The organism is Streptomyces sp. NPDC104831 (assembly GCF_055583025.1).
In genome coordinates, this window is sequence record NZ_JBVJOT010000017.1 from 121,921 (window position 1) to 140,200 (window position 18,280).

An 18,280-nucleotide genomic window follows, 5' to 3' on the forward strand; every position below is an offset into this window, starting at 1 on the left:
ATTCCTGCGCCACACCGCCGCCGGCCCTCAGCCGAACGCCTCCCGCAGCGCCGGCAGCAGGGTCTTCGCCGACCAGTCCAGGAACTCCCGCTGCGCGTCGCCGCCGATCTGCACCAGCGCGATCTCCCCGAACCCGGCCTCCGCGTACGGCCGTACGGCCTCGACGAAGGCATCCGGATCGTCACCGCACGGGATGGCGGAGGCGACGTCGTCCTCGGTGACGAACTGCGTCGCGGCCTCGAACGAGTCGGGGTGCGGCAGTTCGGCGTTCACCTTCCAGCCCAGGCCGAACCAGCGGAACTGGGAGTGGGCGCGCTTGACCGCCGTGTCCCGGTCGGGGTCGTAGCTCACCGGCAGCTGGCCCACCCGGGGCTTGCCCTGGCCGCCGTGCCGGTCGAACGCCTCCAGCAGGCCCGCCTTCGGCTCGGTCGCGATCACCAGGTCGGCGAGGCGCCCGGCGAGTTCGCAGGACTGGTCGCCCGAGACGGCGAGGCCGATCGGCGGCGCCTGGTCCGGCAGATCCCACAGCCGGGCCGACTCCACGTCGTAGTGCTGCCCGTGGTGGGTGACGTGGCCGCCCTCGAACAGCGCGCGGATGATCTCCATCGCCTCCTCCAGCATCTCGTGCCGGACGTCCACCGGAGGCCAGCCGCCGCCCACGACGTGCTCGTTCAGGTTCTCGCCCGCGCCGAGGCCGAGCCGGAACCTGCCCTCCGACAGCAGCTGCACGGTCGCCGCCTTCTGCGCCACGATCGCCGGGTGGTAGCGCAGGATGGGACAGGTGACGTAGGTCATCAGGGGGATCCGCGTGGTGGCCTGGGCGGCGGCGCCCAGCACGCTCCACGCGTAGGAGGCGTGGCCTTGCGCGCGCAGCCACGGGAAGTAGTGGTCCGAGATCACCGAGAAGTCGAACCCCACCTCCTCGGCGCCCACCACATGGTTCACCAGGTCCCGGGGACCGGCCTGCTCGGTCATCATCGTGTATCCGATTTGCACCATATCCGGCGAGTCCCCGCCTCCGCGCCCGGAAAACAGCCGACGACGCGAGTCACTCCTCCGGTACCCGGAACGTCCGTGCGGATGTCGTCGGCGCGACCCGGTCCGCCCTGCGCCGCGCCGGACGGTACCCCGTCGCGTCCGGCACCGGCCCGCCCACGGCACCCGGGGCAGGACCTCGCGGACCACCGCCCTGGGCGGCCGTTCCCGGAGGTTCCCGCGGCGCAGCCCGGCGCCCACAGGCCGGCGGACGGGCCGGTGCGCTCGTCGCGGGCCCGCGCCGGGGAGGCGGACGGCGGTAGCACGGGCGCCGCGCCCGTCGTGCCGTACCCGGTGCCGAAGGCGTGCGCCTCGTCCATCCCCCTTCCTCGCGCGACCCCGCCCGGGCTTCCCCGCAGGTGGTCAGTGCTGCTGGTTCGTCTGGGGCGTCAGCTCGCTCGGCCGCACCACGACGAACCCCTCGCCCTGGAGCATCAGCTGCACGGCCTCCCCGGAACCGCCGCGCAGCATCGAGCCGAGGGACTGCGAGCGGTGCAGCGAGGTCTGCAGATGGGTGGTCCAGCCCACCACCGCGTCCGTGTCGACGTACACCGGCGCCTGCGCGGACACGGGGATGACCAGCGGGTTGCCCTCGCAGACCAGGCCGAGCCGGCCCTGCCCGGTGAACACGCTGTTGAACAGGCCGCCGCCGGCGATGCCCGACCCCTTCACCGTCTTGATCTCGTACGACAGCGAGGCGTCGAAACACAGGACGTTGCGGCCGTTGACGGTGAACTGGTCGCCGGGCTCGACGTCGACGATGAAGCAGTTCTGCGCCTCGTGCGCGAACCACGCCTCGCCCTGCCCGCGCACCACCATCAGGGGCAGCCCCTCACCGGTGACCGCACGCTTGAGCATGCCGCCGACGCCCTGCCCCTTGCGCTCGAACCTCAGGTCGCCGCGGTAGGCGACCATCGCGCCCTGCCGGGCGTACATCTCGCCGTCCACCGCGTACTTGACGCACTTGGCGTTCTCGACGGACATCCCCGGCTCCACGGCCGGCCGCACCATGTGCTGACTGGAAAAGAGATCACCCTTCATGCGGGCATGGTGTCCCGGACGGCCCCGTTCCGCCAAGATCACGGAACGTGCCGGTCCGGCCGCCGTCCGGTCACTTGCCGCAGAACGCCGACTCCAGCGTCCCGGCCAGGGCGTCCAGCACCTTGGCGTTGTTGGAGGTGTTGGCCACGGCGGTCAGGGTCCGCCCGCCGTCCTTCGTGCCGAACGCGTAGGTGTAGTAGCCCTGCACCGCCCCCGTGTGCCCGTACACCGACACCCCGCAGGACAGGGTGCGCCGCCGCAGCCCGAGCCCGTACGCCGTCGTGCTGTTCACCTTGGTGAACCGCTCCATGTCGGCGAGCCGCGCGGCGGACATCAGCCTGCCCTTCAGCAGCGCGCCGTAGAAGGCGTCGAGGTCGCGGGCGCTGGAGATGACCGCCCCCGCGCTCTGCGCCCAGGACGCGGTCTGCGCGGTCGCGTCGACCAGCGGGGCGCCCGCGGCGTCCGGCGTCAGGTACCCGCGGGTGTGGCGGCCGGGGATCGCGGTGTCCGGGTGGACGTAGAAGGTGTCGGTCAGCTTCAGCGGCTTGATGAGGCGGTTCCGGTAGGCGGTTCCCACCGGCTGCCCGGTGAGCTTCTCCACGAGCAGCCCGGCGACGACGAAGTTGGTGTTGGAGTACGCGTAGGCGGCGCCGGGCGCGTTGGTGCGGGGCTTCTTCAGGGAGAGGGAGACCAACTGCCGGTAGGTGAACACCTTGTTGCGGACCGCCTCGAAGCCGGGGACGCTGGCGGCGAACATGTCGTCGCTGTAGTCGTACAGGCCGCTGCGGTGGCCGAGCACGTGGCGGACGGTGATCCGGTCGTCCGGCAGCAGGCCCGGCAGGTAGCGGTTGACCGGCGCGTCCAGCCGCAGCCGCTTTTCGTCGACCAGTTGGAGCAGCACCACGGTCGTGAAGGTCTTGGTGACGCTGCCGATCCGGAACCGGTCGCCGGTGCTGATGGCCCGCCCCGTGGCGCGGTCGGCGACACCGCGGGTGACCCGGTAGGTCCGGCCGTGGTCGTCGATCCGGGCCAGCGCCCCCGGCGCGCCCCGGGCCACCACCGACCGCAGCACCGCGGCCAGACGCCCGGTGTCCGGGGCCGGCAGCGCCGCCGCGCCCGGAGTGCGCGCTGCCTGCCGTGCCGCCGCGTGCGCGGGGACCGCGAACAGCGACAGCGTGACCGCGCCGAGTACCGCTCCCCGTCCCACCGTTGCCAAGTCCATGTCGCGATCCTCTCCCACCGGCCGGGTTCCTGATGCGATATCGGTCACATTCCGCCCTGGGAACCTAGGGGATGGGGGTGACGTCCTCCCAGCCGACACACGATGGGTCATGCTGTGATCACTCTGTGGCTGCCGTATGTAAAGGATTGCCATAGAAGTTCACGAAATGGATCATTCCGGCTTTACGTGTCCATGACTGATCCGTAAGGGTTACCCCCGGGGCCGGACCGGCCCCCGTGGCGCCCCAACCGCGTCATGTCTCAAGGCGGTTGACGACCTCTCCCGCCTTCGAACGAAGGAACCCTGATCAGATTGCGTAGACCGCACATACGCACCGTGGCGGTCGCCGTCGCGGTGACGACGGCCGCCACGGGCCTGGCCGGTACGGCTTTCGCGGCTCCCGACACGGGGACGCAGCGCACCGCCGCCTCCGCCGCCGTCGATGCCGCGGTGGTGGTGGAGGCGGCGCGCGCCGCGGCCTTCGCGCACGCCTCCGCGACCGGCGTCTCCAAGGGCGACGAACTGCACGCCCAGGACGTCATGATCGACCCCGAGGGCGCCCGGCACGTCCGGTTCGTCCGCACGCACGAGGGCCTGCAGGTGCTCGGTGGCGACCTCGTCGTCCACCTCGACGGCAAGCTCGGCTACGCCGGCGTGACCCGCGCGGCCGACCACGCCGTCAAGCCCGCCGCCCGCGCCAGGCTGTCCGCCGCCCAGGCCGCCGCGAAGGCCGCCGCGGCGGCCAAGGGCGACGCGAGCGGCGCCCAGCTCGTGGTGGACGCCCGCGCCGGCGCCTCCGCGCTCGCCTACCAGGTCACCGTCACCGACCGGGACACCGCCCGCACGGTCGTCGTCGACGCGGTCACCGGCAAGGTGCGCAGCAGCACGCCGACCCGGGACGAGTTCCTGTCGCCGAAGCTGCTCGACACCCTGCGCGAGCGCGGCGAGACCCTCGACCCGGCCACCGGCACCGGCTCCGCCGCGAGCGCCTCCGGCCCGGCCGGCTCCGGCGCCACCGGTGCGACGGGCTACCCGTCGGCCGCCAAGGGCACCGGCAAGACCCTCTTCGTGGGCAACGTCGGCCTCACCACCACGCAGACCTCGCGCGGGCACTACCAGCTCAAGGACCCGAACCGGTACGGCACCGAGACCCGGGACGCCAAGGGCTCGTACACCGAGAAGTTCAGCGCCGGCGCCAAGTTCACCAACACGAACAACGTGTGGGGCAACGGCAAGACCACGAGCCGGGCCACGGTCGCCGCCGACGCGCAGTACGGCGTGACCAAGACGCTGGACTTCTACAAGTCCACGTTCAAGCGCAAGGGCATCCGCAACAACAGCAAGGCCGCCCAGGCGATGGTGCACTGGGGCAAGAAGGTCGCCAACGCCTTCTGGGACCCCACCTGCAACTGCATGCTGTACGGCGACGGCGACGGCGAGATGTTCAAGAAGCCGCTCGTCGTCCTCGACGTCACCGGTCACGAGCTGACCCACGGCGTGGTGGAGGCGACCGCCAACCTCCAGCCGACCATCGTCGACTCCGACGGCAACCAGTACGGCGAGCCCGGCTCGCTGAACGAGTCGCTCGCGGACATCTTCGGCTCGAACGTCGAGTTCTACGCCAAGAACGCGAAGGACACCCCGGACTACCTGGTCGGCGAGAAGCTGGGCCTCGCGCAGAAGTTCCTGCGCCGCCTGGACCACCCGTCGCTGGACAAGCTCGAGGGCACCATCGACTACTGGTCGCCGAAGACCTACTACACCGAGGTGCACGCCGGTTCCGGCGTCTCCTCGCACGCCTACTACCTCCTCGCCGAGGGCAGTGGCAAGAAGACGATCGGCAGCGTCACCTACAACTCGCCGACCTACCACAACATCAAGGTCAAGGGCATCGGCCGGACCAAGGCGACCGCCATCTACTACCGGGCGCTCACCCGCTACATGGTCTCCAGCACCGACTTCCACCAGGCGCGCACCGCGACCCTGAAGGCGGCCAAGGACCTGTACGGCGCGAACAGCACCGAGTACAAGACGGTCAACACGTCGTGGTCCGCGGTCAACGTGACCGCCGCCAACACCCCGCGCGCCCACTGACGGACGCCGGACCACCCAGCAGCACCGGATGCCCCGCCCCGTGCGGGGCATCCGCCTGTGCGGGCCCGCCCGGCCCGGTGTCAGCGCAGCGTGCGCGCCCAGTCGGCCGGCACCCGGCCCGCCGGGCCCGGCGCCGGCTGGCCGGCGGGGCGGCTCGCCGGGGGAGCCAGCGCGGGGCCGGAGGTGTACAGCTCCTCGGCGGCGTAGTCCCAGAACCAGTCCTCGCCCGGCTCGAAGCTGCGGATCACCGGGTGCCCGGTCGCCCGGTAGTGGGCGGTGGCGTGCCGCGAGGGGGAGTCGTCGCAGCAGCCGATGTGCCCGCACCGCGCGCAGCGGCGCAGGTGGAACCACCAGCCGCCCGTCTCCTCGCACTCCACGCAGCCCGGCCCGCTCGGCGGCACGTCCGGGTCGATGTCCCCGGTCGCCTCGACGTCGTTCATTCCGGCTCCTCCCCGGACGGCTCCGCGGTCAGCGGCAGCAGCACCTGGAAGCGGGTGTCGCCGGGCACCGAGTCCACCCGCAGGGTGCCGTGGTGCTTGTCGACGACGATCCGCCAGGAGATGTCCAGGCCGAGCCCGGTGCCCTCGCCGACCGGCTTGGTGGTGAAGAAGGGATCGAAGATCCGGCCCTTGATCTCCGGCGGGATCCCGGGCCCGGTGTCCCGGAACTCCACGAGCAGCCGCTCGTGTTCGCGTGCCGTGCGCACGGTCAGGGTGCCCTGCCCGCCCGTGCCGTTCATCGCGGACACGGCGTTGTCCACGAGGTTGGTCCACACCTGGTTCAGCTCCGCCGGGTAGGCGGGCACCGGCGGCAGCGTGCGGTCGTAGTCCTTGACCACCTCGATGCCCGGCCCCCGCTTCCCGGACAGCATCAGCAGGGTGCTGTCGAGGAGTTCGTGCACGTCCACCACCCGGTACGGCGCCCGGTCCAGCTGCGCGTACTGCTTGGCCGCGTCGACCAGGTGCGAGACGCGGGCGGTGGAGTCCTCGATCTCGTTCATCAGCAGCTCGGTCTCGATCGTGTAGTTGAGCCAGCCGACCGCGTTCGGCAGGATCTCCTCGCCGACCGCCGCCGCGACCTGCTCCAGCCAGTCGGTGTCGAGTCCGGCCTGCACGAAGACGGGCGCGAGCTGCCAGCCGTGGCCGATGCCGTGTCCCTCCAGCCAGTCGGTGAGCGCGTCCTCCCGGTCGGACGCCTCCAGCGGGCTGAGCACCGGCGCCTTCGCCACCCGCTCCGCGGTCCGCTCCTGGATCTCCACCAGGCTCGCCAGCACCTCCCGGGAGAACGGGCCCTCGGCGATCAGGCCGAGCTTGTGCCGCATCTTGGCGACCCGTTCGCGCAGCGCGGCCGTGGCCCGGACCGCTGCCGCCGCCGGATTGTTCAGCTCGTGCGTGAGCCCCGCCGACAGCGAGCCGAGGGCCAGCAGCCGTTCCCGCTGCCCGATCATCGCCTGGGTGTTCTTCGACCCGAAGAACAGACCGTCCAGCAGGTGCACGGCCATCGGGAACCACTCGCGCATCACGTCCGCGAAGACGTCCGCCGGCAGCACGAAGAACCGCGTCGGCTCCGTGACCCGCATCGAGTTGCGGTAGACCTGCCGCACCCGGTCGCCGAGGTAGGCCTGCATCGCGCCCGCGTACACCCCGCGCTGCGAGGTCCGGCTGACCTCCACGTCGTCGGCGCCGACCCGCCGGGACAGCACCACCGTGCCCTCGATCATCACGAAGAGGCAGGTGGCGGGGTCGCCCTCGGTGTACACCGGGCCGGGCTCGAACAGCTCCACCCGGCCCGCCGCGCACAGCCGGCCCAGCTGTTCGGGGCTCAGCTTCTCGAACAGGAACAGCGAGCCGATCTCCCGGGGGCTGCACGGCACGGTCCGGCCGCTCACGACTGCTCCAGGTACCGGTGGACGAGCATCACGGCCATGGCTCCCTCTCCGACGGCGGACGCGACCCGCTTGGCGGACTCCGCGCGCGCGTCCCCGGCGACGAACACGCCGGGAACGCTGGTCTCCAGGTGGTACGGCGGCCGGTCCAGCTCCCAGCCGGCCGGCGGCCGTCCGCCGGCGGTCAGGTCGGGCCCGGCCAGGATGAAGCCGCGCTCGTCGCGCAGCACCGTCTCGCCCAGCCAGTCGGTCAGCGGGGCGGCGCCGATGAACACGAACATCCACTGGGCGTCGACCTGTTCGCGCTCGCCGGTCACCGCGTGCCGCAGCGTCAGCCGCTCCAGCCGCCCGGTGCCGTGGGCCTCGTCGACCACCGTGTGGCAGCGCACCGAGATGTTCGGGGCGTCCTCGATCTGCTGGATCAGGTAGTGCGACATCGACGCCGACAGGTCGGGCCCGCGCACCAGCAGGGTCACCGACTTGGCGAACCGGGACAGGTACATCGCCGCCTGGCCCGCCGAGTTGGCGCCGCCGACGATGTGGACGTCCTGCCCCTCGCAGGAGGCGGCCTCGGTCAGCGCCGAGCCGTAGAACACCCCGCAGCCGGTCAGGCCGTCACAGCCCGCGGCCGGAAGCTGCCGGTACTGCACGCCGGTCGCGAGGATCACGCTGTGCGCGGCGATCGCCGAGCCGTCCGCGAACCGTACGATCCGGGCGGCCCCGCTGGCCTCGAGTCCCGTCACCTCGCGGGCGGTCAGGATCTCGGCGCCGAACTTGGCCGCCTGCCGCCGCGCCCGGTCGGTGAGCTGGGCGCCGGAGACACCGTCCGGGAAGCCGAGGTAGTTCTCGATGCGGGAGCTCTGCCCGGCCTGTCCGCCGGTCGCCGACCGCTCCACCAGCACCGTCCTCAGGCCCTCGGAGGCGCCGTACACGGCCGCGCCGAGCCCGGCCGGGCCGCCGCCGATCACCACCAGGTCGTAGAAGTCGGCCGCCGGGGTCGTCGCGAGCCCGACCCGGGCCGCCAGCTCGGGCGGTTCGGGCTCGACCAGGGCCGTGCCGTCCGGGGTGACCACCAGCGGCAGCCGCTGCCCGTCCTGCCCGGCGGCGGCCAGCAGCCGCCGGCCCTCCGGCTCGTCCACCGAGTACCAGCGGTAGGGCACCTGGTTGCGGGCCAGGAACTCCCGGACCGCCGAGGACCGCGCCGACCAGCGGTGCCCGACCACCTTGGTGCTGGGCACCGGCCTGTGGGCGCTGGAGCGCCAGGCCTGGAGGAGATCGTCGAGGACCGGGTAGAGCTTCTCCTCGGGCGGGTCCCAGGGCTTGAGCAGATAGTGGTCCAGGTCGACGACGTTGATGGCGTCGATCGCCGCGTGCGTGTCCGCGTACGCGGTCAGCAGCACCCGGCGGGCACCCGGGTACACGTCCAGGGCCTGTTCCAGGAACTCGACGCCGTTCATCCGGGGCATGCGGTAGTCGGCCAGGATCACCGCCACCAGGTCCCCGCGCAGCTTCAGCTCGCGCAGCGCGGCGAGCGCGGATTCGCCGGACTCCGCCCGGACGATGCGGTACGACCCGCCGTAGCGCCGCCTGAGGTCGCGGGCGACGGCGCGGGAGACCCCCGGGTCGTCGTCCACGGTCAGGATGACGGTCCGCGCGGTCTCGGCGGCCTGTGCCATACGACTCCCCACCCATGTCACCGGTACCAGGCCATCGTATGTTCGATCGCCCGGGTCCGCCGCGGCACTTCGCGGTGCCGGCGGCCGGGAGCGGGCACCATGATCATGAGCACACGACGACACGCTCGTGCGCACGGGACGACGAGGAGGCCCACGGATGACACGCCCGATCACGGCAGGGGTGGACGGTACCGAGGAGAGCCTGGCCGCGCTGGACTGGGCGGCCAGGGAGGCGGTGCGCCGGGACCTGCCGCTGCGCGTGGTGCACGCCTGGCGGTACGCCGAGGCGCTGGCCACGGCCGACCGGGACACCCAGCACGGGTGGGTCGCGGAAGGCGTGGAGCGCGCCGCGCGCTCCGTCGCGGAGCGGCACCCGGGGCTGACGGTGACCACGGACCTGGTGGAGGGCGGGGCCGGGCAGGCGCTGGCCCGGGCCGCGGCCGGGGCCGAGATGCTGGTGCTCGGCTCGCGCGGGCACGGACCCGTCGTCGGGTTCCTGCTGGGCTCGGTGGGGCAGCAGGTGATCGCCGAGGCGGCCCGGCCCGTGGTGCTGGTGCGCGCCGGGGACGAAGCGGCGGCGGAGGCGGCCGGCCGGGACGTCGTGGTCGGCCAGCAGGGCGGCCCCGAGGACAGCGCGGCGGCGCTGCGGTTCGCGTTCGAGACGGCGGCCGCCCGGGGAGCGGGGGTCCGCGTGGTGCGGGCGTGGACCCTGCCCCCGGTGTTCGCCTACAGCCCCGGTTCGCTCCGGCTGCTGGACGAGGCGGGCGGCCTCGAACCGTACGAGAAGCAGGCGCTGGCGGATGCCGTGCGGCCCTGGCGGGAGCGGTTCCCCGAGGTGTCCGTCGCCGAGCACGTCGAGATGGGCAGCGCCGGGCAGGTGCTGCTGTCGACGGCGGCCCGGGCCCAGCTGATGGTCGTCGGGCGCCGGGCGCACCGGACGGCCGTCGGTGCCCGGATCGGCTCGGTGGCGCACGGCGTGCTGCACCACGCCGGCTGCCCGGTGGCCGTGGTCCCGCACGACTGACCTACTCGGGCTCGGCCGGCTCCAGTGTGGCGCGGGCCCTCGGCAGGACGTTCTCGATGTAGTCCTTGACGGCCGTGTCCAGCCCGATGTCGTGCTGGGCGCGCTCGGACAGGTACCAGCGGTGTTCGAGCAGCTGGTGGTAGATCTCCGCCGGGTCCATCGTGCCGCGCAGCTCCGGCGGCACGGCGCGCACGGTGGGCCGGAACACGTCCCGGACCCAGCGGTGGGCGAGCACCTCCGGGCGGGCGGCGTGGGGGTCCCCGCCGCCCGCGTCCTCGGGGGCGTAGTCGTCCTGGGTGGCCATCCAGCTCTCCAGGTCGCTCAGCAGCCGCCGTGCCTGGTTCTCCTCGGTGTCCAGGCCGGTCAGCCGCAGCAGCTGCCGCTGGTGGTGGCCGGCGTCCACGACCTTCGGCACGAAGGTGACCGTGTCACCGTTGGAGGAGTGCTCGATCTGCATCTCGGCCACGTCGAAACCGAGGTCGTTCAGCCGGCGGATCCGGCGCTCGATGTAGTGGTACTTGCCCGCCGGGTACACCGAGGTGCGGGTCAGCTCCCGCCACAGCCCCTGGTAGCGGGTGCAGATCTCGTGGCCGAACTCCACCGGGTCCACCGACGGGTGCAGCGCGCCGGACGCCTCCAGGTCCAGCAGCTCGCCGCTGATGTTGACCCGGGCCAGGTCGAGGTCGTAGTCGCGCTGCCCGGGGCTGAGCCGCGGGTGCAGCTCACCGGTCTCGGCGTCGACCAGATAGGCCGCGTAGGCGCCCGCGTCCCGCCGGAAGAGGGTGTTGGACAGCGAGCAGTCGCCCCAGGCGAAGCCGGCCAGGTGGAGGCGGACCAGCAGCACGGCGAGGGCGTCCATCAGCCGGTGCATGGTCGCCGGGCGCATGGTGGTCTCGAACATCGACCGGTACGGCATCGAGCCGCGCAGGTGCCGGGTGATCAGCACCGGCTCCAGCGGGGCGCCCGAGCGGTCGGTGCGGCCGGTGACCACGGCGAGCGGGTCGACGGCCGGGATGCCGAGCCGGTCCAGGTCGCGCAGCAGCCCGTACTCGCGCAGCGCGGGCCGCTCGGCCAGCTCCTTGACGGCGATCACCTCGTCGCCGGCGTGCGCGTAGCGCACCACGTGCCGGGAGATGCCGCGGGGGAGCGGGACGAGGTACTCCTCGGGCCACTCCTCCAGCGGGGTGTCCCAGGGCAGGGCGAGCAGGAGCGCGGGGTGCTCCGGGTTCGTGGCGCTGATCTGCAAGGACATGACATGAACCCTAAGGCCCCGGCCGGGTGTTTCAGGAGGCCCTCTCCCGGGCCTGTTCGGCCGCCGCGCGCACCGGGCCCCGGTGCACCGGGCCGTGGCCCGGCAGCAGGACGTCCCCGTCGAGGGCGGCGACCAGCTCCAGCGAGGCCACGACCCGGGCCCGGTCGTGGTGGAAGAAGCCGGGCAGGATCTGCGGGCCCTCGATCCGTGAGATGGAGTGCCCGCTGACCAGCGCGTCCCCGGAGATGACGATCCCCGACCCGGGCAGGTGGTAGACGCAGTGGCCGTCGGTGTGGCCGGGGGTGTGCACGGGCACGGGACGGCCGGGCAGGTCGAGGGGCCCCTCGGCGGGGAACGGCTCGGGCGCGGTGACCGGGTTGTGCGCGGTGCCGCCGGCCTTGAGCACGTGCCGGGCCCAGGGCAGGACGCCCGGCCGCCAGGCGTTGCGCACGACGTCGCCGATGGTGGCCTGCTGGAGGAAGTCCCGCCGCGCGTGCGCCACTTCGGCCGGGTGCAGGTACACCGGCGTGCCGTGGGCCGCGCGCAGGTACTCGGCCGAGCCCAGGTGGTCGTTGTGCGCGTGGGTGATCAGCACGGCGGCGACCGCCTCCGGGGAGGCGCCCACCTCCGCGAGCGACGCCAGCAGCGCCGGGCGGTCTCCCGGGTAGCCGGTGTCCACCAGGGTGACGGCGTCGCCCTCCTTGAGGATCACCCAGTTGACGTGCGCGCCGCACACCAGGTAGGTGCCGTCGGCGACTTGGCGTACCTCTGCCCGCATGATCTCCCCGAACCCTGTGTGATCGTTGGTGGAAGGACAGCCAATCAGACCGGCCGCGGGTCCGCGCAAGGGCGGGCCCGGCCGGTCACCGGACGCCGTGCGGCCGGAACTGGACGCTGATGCGCGGTCCGGTGGCCCGGCCGGTCTTGGGCACGCAGTGCTCCCAGGTGCGCTGGCAGGATCCGCCCATCACGATCAGGTCGCCGTGCCCGAGTGGCCGGCGCACCGTGGGGCCGCCCCCGCCCGCGGGCCGCAGCAGCAGGTCCCGGGGCGCGCCGACGGAGAGGATCGCGACCATGGTGTCCTCGCGGGCGCCCCGCCCGGTGCGGTCCCCGTGCCAGGCCACGCTGTCCCGGCCGTCCCGGTAGAAGCACAGTCCGGCCGTCGTGAACGGCTCGCCCAGCTCCTCGGCGTAGTGCCGGGACAGGGCGGCGCGGGCCTCGTCCAGGACCGGGTGGGGCAGCGGGTCCCGCTCGCCGTAGTGGGCCAGCAGCCGGGGCACGGCGACCACGTTGTCGTACATCTTCCGGCGCTCGGCCCGCCACGGGACCCCGGCCGCGAGGTGTTCGAAGAGCGCGTCGGCGCCGCCGAGCCAGCCCGGCAGCACGTCGATCCAGGCCCCCGCGCCCAGCACCGTGCGGCCCAGCCCGCCCAGCGGACCGAGCCGCAGCTCGTCGGTCTGGTCGAACAGGGAGCCCTGGAGGTGCGTGGCCATGGGGCCAGCGTACTCCGTTAATCGAAAGTATGTTTCATTCGATCATCCGGGGTGCTCGCATCGTCGCCGGGCCCTTTCGATACACCCGTGTATCCGATACATTCGCGCATCGAACGAGAGGACGGTCGGATGGAGCCGGCGCACGAGCCACCCGCGCGCGTCACCCGGCGCCGGGGCCGCACCCGGGCCCGGCTGCTCGACGCCGCGTTCGCCGTGTTCGCGGCGAAGGGGTTCGGGCGGGTCACCATCGAGGAGGTCTGCGAGGCGGCCGGATTCAGCCGCGGCGCCTTCTACTCGAACTTCGCCAGCCTGGACGAGCTGTTCTTCGCGCTGTACCGGGAGCGCGCCGGCGTGATCGCGGGCCAGGTGGCCGACGCGCTCGCCCAGGACGGCCCGGACCTCGACGTGGCCGCCTCCGTGGACCGGGTCACCGAGGTGCTGCTGCTCGACGTGGACTGGCTGCTGGTGAAGACCGACTTCCTGGTGCACGCCGCCCGGGACCCGGACGTCGCCCGCGCCCTGCTCGACCACCGCGCCCGGCTCCGCGCGGCCGTCGCCGGCCGGCTGGCCCGCGCCCGGGGCCACACCGCGCTGCCCGCCGTCCTCGGCGACGCGGACGGCGCCGCCCGCGCCGTGGTCGCCGCGTACGACGGCGTCACCACCCAACTGCTGCTGGACCGGGACGTCGAGGCCGCCCGCGCCTGGCTGAAGCAGCTGCTCACCGCGCTGCTGACGGACGGCGGCCGCCCCCCGTCGTAACCCCGCGACGGCCCCGACGCGCACCCCCGAGGAAGGACACACACATGGACGCCGACGTCATCGTGGTCGGAGCGGGCCTCGCCGGACTCGTCGCCGCGCACGAACTCACCAGCCGGGGCCGCCGGGTGGCCCTGGTCGACCAGGAGAACGCCGCCAACCTCGGCGGCCAGGCGTTCTGGTCCCTCGGCGGGCTCTTCCTCGTCGACTCGCCCGAGCAGCGCCGCCTCGGCGTCAAGGACTCCTTCGGCCTCGCCTGGACCGACTGGCAGGGCAGCGCGCGCTTCGACCGGCTCGCCGACGAGGACTCCTGGGCGGTGCGCTGGGCCCGCGCCTACGTGGAGTGGGCGGCGGGGGAGAAGCGGTCCTGGCTCGCCGGGCACGGCATCGAACTGCTGCCCACCGTCGGCTGGGCCGAGCGCGGCGACCTGCGGGCCGACGGGCACGGCAACTCCGTGCCCCGCTTCCACATCGCCTGGGGCACCGGCACCGGCGTGGTCGAACCCTTCGTCCGCTACGCCCGGCAGGCCGCCCGGGACGGACTGCTGGCCTTCCACCACCGCCACCGGGTGGACGAACTGGTCGTCGAGGGCGGCACGGCGCGCGGGGTGCGCGGCACGGTCCTCGCCCCCGACGACTCCCCGCGCGGCGTCGCCTCCGGCCGCGTCCGCGCCGGCGACTTCGAACTGACCGCCCAGGCCGTCGTCGTGACCTCCGGCGGCATCGGGGCCGACCACGACATCGTCCGCCGCCACTGGCCCGCGCGGCTCGGCACGCCCCCCGCCCGGATGGTCACCGGCGTCCCGGCCCACGTCGACGGCCGCATGCTCGACATCAGCGCCGGGGCCGGCGTACGCCTCGTCAACCGCGACCGCATGTGGCACTACACCGAGGGCCTGCGCAACTGGGACCCGATCTGGCCCGGCCACGGCATCCGCATCCTGCCCGGCCCGTCCTCCATCTGGCTCGACGCCCTCGGCCGCCGCCTGCCCGACCCCTGCCTGCCCGGCTACGACACGCTCGGCACCCTGAAGTACCTGCGCACCACCGAGGACATCGCCGGCTACGACCACTCCTGGTTCGTCCTCACCCGGAAGATCATCGAGAAGGAGTTCGCGCTCTCCGGCTCCGAGCAGAACCCCGACATCACCGCCGGGGACCGCAAGGCCGTGCTGCGCGACCGGCTGCTCGGCAGGGGCGCCCCGGCACCCGTGCGGGCCTTCGTGGAGAAGGGCGAGGACTTCGTCGTCGCGGACGGCCTGGAACGGCTGGTGGACAAGATGAACGCGCTGGCCGGCGAGCCGCTGCTCGACGCCGCCGGGGTGCGCCGCCAGATCGAGGCCCGCGACGCGCAGCTCGCCAACCCCTACAGCAAGGACGCCCAGGTCCAGGGCATCCGCAACGCCCGCCGCTACATCGGCGACCGGCTCGGCCGGGTCGCCGCCCCGCACCGCATCCTCGATCCGGCCGCGGGCCCCCTCATCGGGGTCCGGCTGCACGTGCTGACCCGCAAGACCCTCGGCGGCATCCAGACCGACCTGGACTCCCGGGCCCTCGGCACCGACGGCACGCCCGTCGAGGGGCTGTACGCGGCGGGCGAGGTGGCCGGGTTCGGCGGCGGCGGGGTGCACGGCTACAACGCCCTGGAGGGCACCTTCCTCGGCGGCTGCCTGTTCTCCGGCCGGGCGGCGGGCCGGCACGCGGCCCGGCACACGGGCTGAACCCCGGCCGCGGGCGGGCGCCGGCCCCGGACAAGGCCGGCCCTCAGCCCCCCACCAGTTCCAGCAGCACCCGCGCGTGGCTCTCCTCGGGCCGCTTCGACGCCGTCAGGAGGGTCACGCGCCCCTCGCGGGCCGCCTTGCGCAGGCCGTCGAGCAGACCGGCGGCCTCCGGCGCGTCCAGCTCCGCCTCGTAGCGCCGGCGGAACTCCTCGTACGAACCCCCGCCCCCGTGGTACCACGTGCGCAGCTCGGCCGACGGCGTGAGGCCCTTGGGCCATTCGTCCACGTGGGCGTCCTCCTTGGCGAGGCCGCGCGGCCACAGCCGGTCCACCAGCACGCGCAGACCGTCGTCGGGCTCGGGCGGTTCGTAGATCCGGCGCAGGCGCACGCTCACGGCACGGGGCTCCTTCCGGGGCGGGGACGGTGCCGCGAGCGTACTGCGCACCGCCTCGGCCCCCGGGCGGCGACGCGAGGCGACTTGACCGGAAGAAGGGGGAATCCGGGGCGCCGGCCCGCCTACGCTGACGGCCAGTCGATCACCGCCACGCCCCGAGGAGCGCACGTGACGCCACCGCGCCGTCCCGCCCGCCGCCGAACCGCCGTCCTCGCCACCGTCCCCGTCGCCCTCGCCGCACTCCTCGCCACCACCGGGGCCGCGGCACCGGACGCCAACGGCGGCGCCGCACCGGCCACCGCCGGGGCGCCCGGCGCGGGAGACCCGTACTTCCCGCTCAGCGGCAACGGCGGCTACGACGTCGGCCACTACGACCTGACGCTGCGTTACGAGCCCGCCGCCCGGCGCCTGGACGGCACCGCCGTCCTCACGGCCCGCGCCACCCAGCGCCTGACCCGCTTCGACCTCGACCTGTCCGGGCTGACCGTCACCCGGGTGACGGTCGACGGCCGGACCGCCCGCTTCGCCCGTGACGGCCGGGAACTCGTCGTCACCCCGTCCGCCGTTGTGGCGAAGGGCCGCACCTTCCGGGTCGCCGTCACCTACCACGGCACTCCCGGGCCGGTCACCGACCCCGACGGCTCGGCGGACGGCTGGATCCCCACCGACGACGGCGCGTTCGTCGCGGGCGAACCCCAGGGCGCCATGACCTGGTTCCCCGCCAACGGCCACCCCGGGGACAAGGCGTCGTACGACTTCGCGCTCACCGTCCCGCGGGGCCGCACCGCCGTCGCCAACGGCGTCCTCCTCGGACAGCGCACCGCCCACGGCAGGACCACCTTCCGCTGGCGCCAGAGCGAGCCCATGGCCGCCTACCTGGCGACCGCCACCATCGGAACGTTCCGTACCGAGCGGTACACGACGCGTGACGGCATCCAGGTGTTCAACGCCGTGGACCCCCGTGAGGCGCGCGCCGCCGCGCCCGTGCTGAGGAAGCTGCCGTCCGTGCTGGAGTGGGGGAGCCGGCTCTTCGGGCCGTACCCGTTCCGGGCCGCCGGATCCCTCGTCGACCACGCACCGGACGTCGGCTACGCCCTGGAGACGCAGACCCGGCCGGTCTACGACTCCGCGCCCGACCTCACCACCCTCGTGCACGAGAGCGCCCACCAGTGGTTCGGCGACTCCGTCACCCTCACGTCCTGGAAGGACATCTGGCTCAACGAGGGCTTCGCCACCTACGCCGAGTGGCTCTACTCCGAGCAGCACGGCGGCCCCAGCGCCCAGAAGACCTTCGACGCCCTCTACGCCCGCCCCGCCCGCGACGGACTGTGGGCCTACCCGCCCGGCGACCCGGGCAGCGGCGCGCGCCTGTTCGGCACGCCCGTCTACGACCGCGGCGCCATGGCCCTGCACGCACTGCGGCGGGCCGTCGGCGACCGGGACTTCTTCCGCGTCCTGCGCGCCTGGGCGGACGGGCGCCGCGGCGGACACGGCACGACCGCCGGGTTCGTCCGGCTGGCCGAGCGGACGTCGGGCAAGCGGCTCAAAGGACTGTTCGACACCTGGCTGTACGCCCCGGGCCGGCCGGACCGCGCCTGACGTCCGATTTCCGGTGCGCGGCCGGGGTACTCCGGTCGCGTGGCGTACGCGCGGTACAGGGAGGTCAAGCCATGAGCGCACCGGACGACCTGCCGGTCGTGAGCACCCTCGCCGACGCGGCAGCCCTGGTGCGGCGGCGCCGGGGGCTGTACGTGCGGTGGTCCAAGGGGCCCGGCACCGATCTCCACAAGGTGTCCAGCACGGACGAGCTGACCGGCGTGGCCATGCCCGGGCTGTCCGCCAACCCGCTCGACGTGGAGGAGTGGTGGAACGGCCGCTCGGTCGAGCTGTGGGTGGCGCGCCGCCTCTACGACTACGCGCACCTGCCCCACGACAAGGGACCCGGCGTACGGCCCTGGGTCCTCGGGGGCAGGGAGCGGGGCCGGGGCCCCGACAACGAGCCGCTCGTGGCCGACGTCGAGCCGCTGTGCTGGATCGCGGGCGAGGTGATCGAGGAGGCCCGCCGGGAGGTGGCCCGCCAGGAGCGGGCGTGGGGGACCCTGCGCCGCGGCGGCTGAGCCGCGCGCCGGGCGCCCCCCCGCGCCGGGAGGGCCGCCGCGCGGCGCGCGGGCGCCGGCCGGGCCCCGGCCGTCAGCCGGAGCGGTAGCGGGAGCGGGCCCGGCGCTTGAGCGCCCGGCGCTCCAGCTCGGTGGTACCGCCCCAGACGCCGATGCTCTGACCGGTGTCCAGCGCCCAGTCCAGGCACTGCTCCCGGACCGGGCAGCGTCCGCACACCGCCTTCGCCCGCTCGGTCTGCACCTGTGCCGGGCCGGTGGTCCCGATGGGGAAGAACAGATCGGGATCCTCGTGACGGCACGCGGCATGGTCACGCCAGTTGTCCATGGGAAATCTCCTGGATCGGTGGGAGTCGTCGTGCCCTGTCGTAAGCGTTCTCGCCTTCGGGTGACCGGCCCAGGGAACGTGAAACGGCTCAACCGCCGCACGATCCGGCGACGATGGCGTTCCGCCGGGCGGAAGAGCCCTCCGCGCGCGAGTGCGGGGCGGCGAACGGGCGGGGGGGGGGGGGGGGGGGGGGGGGGGGGGGGGGGGGGGGGGGAGGAGGGAGGGGGGGGGGGGGGGGCGGGCTA

The 18,280-nt window shown here is 73.7% G+C and carries 17 protein-coding genes; 6 read left to right on the forward strand and 11 right to left on the reverse strand.

What is annotated here, in order from left to right; all coding sequences use genetic code 11:
- Window positions 1-27: 27 nt before the first annotated feature.
- The 3 genes from ACZ63H_RS14725 to ACZ63H_RS14735 all read right to left on the reverse strand — a co-directional run bounded on the left by ACZ63H_RS14725 (window position 28) and on the right by ACZ63H_RS14735 (window position 3,298).
- Window positions 28-999, reverse strand: coding sequence for an LLM class F420-dependent oxidoreductase (locus ACZ63H_RS14725; RefSeq protein WP_469864860.1), 972 nt, complete (start codon window positions 997-999; stop codon window positions 28-30).
- Window positions 1,000-1,398: 399 nt separating this feature from the next.
- Window positions 1,399-2,076 carry an AIM24 family protein gene (locus ACZ63H_RS14730; protein WP_469864862.1) on the reverse strand — a complete coding sequence of 226 codons (678 nt, stop codon included), beginning with the start codon at window positions 2,074-2,076 and terminating at the stop codon, window positions 1,399-1,401.
- A 70-nt stretch (window positions 2,077-2,146) separates the two neighbouring features.
- Window positions 2,147-3,298 (reverse strand): serine hydrolase domain-containing protein, encoded by a 1,152-nt coding sequence (locus ACZ63H_RS14735; protein WP_469864864.1) that lies wholly within the window; start codon window positions 3,296-3,298, stop codon window positions 2,147-2,149.
- 312 nt (window positions 3,299-3,610) lie between these two features.
- On the opposite strand from ACZ63H_RS14735, the gene ACZ63H_RS14740 reads away from it, so the two are divergent.
- On the forward strand, window positions 3,611-5,392 hold the full coding sequence (locus ACZ63H_RS14740; protein ID WP_469864866.1) for a M4 family metallopeptidase: 1,782 nt from the start codon (window positions 3,611-3,613) through the stop codon (window positions 5,390-5,392).
- 80 nt (window positions 5,393-5,472) lie between these two features.
- Here ACZ63H_RS14740 and ACZ63H_RS14745 read toward each other — a convergent pair whose 3' ends face one another.
- Genes ACZ63H_RS14745 through ACZ63H_RS14755 form a run of 3 tightly spaced genes read right to left on the reverse strand, consistent with a single transcriptional unit; the run spans window position 5,473 to window position 8,953 of the window.
- Entirely contained in the window at window positions 5,473-5,832 is a 360-nt protein-coding gene (locus tag ACZ63H_RS14745; RefSeq protein WP_469864868.1) for a UBP-type zinc finger domain-containing protein, read from the reverse strand.
- A complete protein-coding gene (locus ACZ63H_RS14750; protein WP_469864870.1) occupies window positions 5,829-7,280 on the reverse strand; it encodes an ATP-binding protein in 1,452 nt (483 codons plus the stop codon). The genes ACZ63H_RS14745 and ACZ63H_RS14750 overlap by 4 nt, the downstream gene beginning before the upstream one ends.
- Entirely contained in the window at window positions 7,277-8,953 is a 1,677-nt protein-coding gene (locus tag ACZ63H_RS14755) for an FAD-dependent oxidoreductase (protein WP_469864872.1), read from the reverse strand. Before ACZ63H_RS14755 ends, ACZ63H_RS14750 begins: the two co-directional genes overlap by 4 nt.
- Window positions 8,954-9,110: 157 nt before the next feature.
- Between ACZ63H_RS14755 and ACZ63H_RS14760 the strand changes: the two genes are divergently transcribed.
- Window positions 9,111-9,977, forward strand: a complete 867-nt coding sequence (locus tag ACZ63H_RS14760) for a universal stress protein (RefSeq protein ID WP_469864874.1) — start codon at window positions 9,111-9,113, stop codon at window positions 9,975-9,977.
- 1 nt (window position 9,978) lies between these two features.
- Here the strand turns inward: ACZ63H_RS14760 and ACZ63H_RS14765 are convergent, their stop codons facing one another.
- The 3 genes from ACZ63H_RS14765 to ACZ63H_RS14775 all read right to left on the reverse strand — a co-directional run bounded on the left by ACZ63H_RS14765 (window position 9,979) and on the right by ACZ63H_RS14775 (window position 12,722).
- Window positions 9,979-11,229, reverse strand: a complete 1,251-nt coding sequence (locus ACZ63H_RS14765; protein WP_469864876.1) for a DUF4032 domain-containing protein — start codon at window positions 11,227-11,229, stop codon at window positions 9,979-9,981.
- A 31-nt stretch (window positions 11,230-11,260) separates the two neighbouring features.
- On the reverse strand, window positions 11,261-12,007 hold the full coding sequence (locus ACZ63H_RS14770) for an MBL fold metallo-hydrolase (protein WP_469864878.1): 747 nt from the start codon (window positions 12,005-12,007) through the stop codon (window positions 11,261-11,263).
- An 85-nt stretch (window positions 12,008-12,092) separates the two neighbouring features.
- Window positions 12,093-12,722: an alpha-ketoglutarate-dependent dioxygenase AlkB gene (locus tag ACZ63H_RS14775; RefSeq protein ID WP_469864880.1), complete on the reverse strand. Its 630-nt coding sequence runs from the start codon at window positions 12,720-12,722 to the stop codon at window positions 12,093-12,095.
- Between the two features lie 129 nt (window positions 12,723-12,851).
- Between ACZ63H_RS14775 and ACZ63H_RS14780 the strand changes: the two genes are divergently transcribed.
- Complete coding sequence (locus ACZ63H_RS14780) at window positions 12,852-13,481, forward strand: TetR/AcrR family transcriptional regulator (RefSeq protein WP_469864882.1); 630 nt, start codon at window positions 12,852-12,854, stop codon at window positions 13,479-13,481.
- A gap of 44 nt (window positions 13,482-13,525) precedes the next feature.
- Window positions 13,526-15,199, forward strand: a complete 1,674-nt coding sequence (locus ACZ63H_RS14785) for an FAD-binding dehydrogenase (protein WP_469864884.1) — start codon at window positions 13,526-13,528, stop codon at window positions 15,197-15,199.
- A gap of 43 nt (window positions 15,200-15,242) precedes the next feature.
- On the opposite strand, the gene ACZ63H_RS14790 is transcribed toward ACZ63H_RS14785, so the two are convergent.
- Window positions 15,243-15,593, reverse strand: a complete 351-nt coding sequence (locus ACZ63H_RS14790; RefSeq protein WP_469864886.1) for a DUF488 domain-containing protein — start codon at window positions 15,591-15,593, stop codon at window positions 15,243-15,245.
- Window positions 15,594-15,761: 168 nt separating this feature from the next.
- Between ACZ63H_RS14790 and ACZ63H_RS14795 the strand changes: the two genes are divergently transcribed.
- The gene (locus tag ACZ63H_RS14795; RefSeq protein ID WP_469864888.1) at window positions 15,762-17,192 is read left to right on the forward strand and encodes a M1 family metallopeptidase; all 1,431 of its coding nucleotides are present in this window, start codon (window positions 15,762-15,764) and stop codon (window positions 17,190-17,192) included.
- Between the two features lie 71 nt (window positions 17,193-17,263).
- A complete protein-coding gene (locus ACZ63H_RS14800) occupies window positions 17,264-17,710 on the forward strand; it encodes a DUF6098 family protein (RefSeq protein WP_469864890.1) in 447 nt (148 codons plus the stop codon).
- A 73-nt stretch (window positions 17,711-17,783) separates the two neighbouring features.
- Here ACZ63H_RS14800 and ACZ63H_RS14805 read toward each other — a convergent pair whose 3' ends face one another.
- On the reverse strand, window positions 17,784-18,035 hold the full coding sequence (locus ACZ63H_RS14805) for a WhiB family transcriptional regulator (RefSeq protein ID WP_469864892.1): 252 nt from the start codon (window positions 18,033-18,035) through the stop codon (window positions 17,784-17,786).
- Between the last annotated feature and the right edge of the window lie 245 nt (window positions 18,036-18,280).

Coding starts and splice junctions, on each gene's coding strand:
- ACZ63H_RS14730 (WP_469864862.1), bottom strand. CDS start 2,076: ATGAAGGGTGATCTCTTTTCCAGTCAGCACATGGTGCGGCCGGCCGTG.
- ACZ63H_RS14780 (WP_469864882.1), top strand. CDS start 12,852: ATGGAGCCGGCGCACGAGCCACCCGCGCGCGTCACCCGGCGCCGGGGC.
- ACZ63H_RS14755 (WP_469864872.1), bottom strand. CDS start 8,953: ATGGCACAGGCCGCCGAGACCGCGCGGACCGTCATCCTGACCGTGGAC.
- ACZ63H_RS14745 (WP_469864868.1), bottom strand. CDS start 5,832: ATGAACGACGTCGAGGCGACCGGGGACATCGACCCGGACGTGCCGCCG.
- ACZ63H_RS14770 (WP_469864878.1), bottom strand. CDS start 12,007: ATGCGGGCAGAGGTACGCCAAGTCGCCGACGGCACCTACCTGGTGTGC.
- ACZ63H_RS14760 (WP_469864874.1), top strand. CDS start 9,111: ATGACACGCCCGATCACGGCAGGGGTGGACGGTACCGAGGAGAGCCTG.
- ACZ63H_RS14785 (WP_469864884.1), top strand. CDS start 13,526: ATGGACGCCGACGTCATCGTGGTCGGAGCGGGCCTCGCCGGACTCGTC.
- ACZ63H_RS14800 (WP_469864890.1), top strand. CDS start 17,264: ATGAGCGCACCGGACGACCTGCCGGTCGTGAGCACCCTCGCCGACGCG.
- ACZ63H_RS14805 (WP_469864892.1), bottom strand. CDS start 18,035: ATGGACAACTGGCGTGACCATGCCGCGTGCCGTCACGAGGATCCCGAT.
- ACZ63H_RS14725 (WP_469864860.1), bottom strand. CDS start 999: ATGGTGCAAATCGGATACACGATGATGACCGAGCAGGCCGGTCCCCGG.
- ACZ63H_RS14775 (WP_469864880.1), bottom strand. CDS start 12,722: ATGGCCACGCACCTCCAGGGCTCCCTGTTCGACCAGACCGACGAGCTG.
- ACZ63H_RS14735 (WP_469864864.1), bottom strand. CDS start 3,298: ATGGACTTGGCAACGGTGGGACGGGGAGCGGTACTCGGCGCGGTCACG.
- ACZ63H_RS14765 (WP_469864876.1), bottom strand. CDS start 11,229: ATGTCCTTGCAGATCAGCGCCACGAACCCGGAGCACCCCGCGCTCCTG.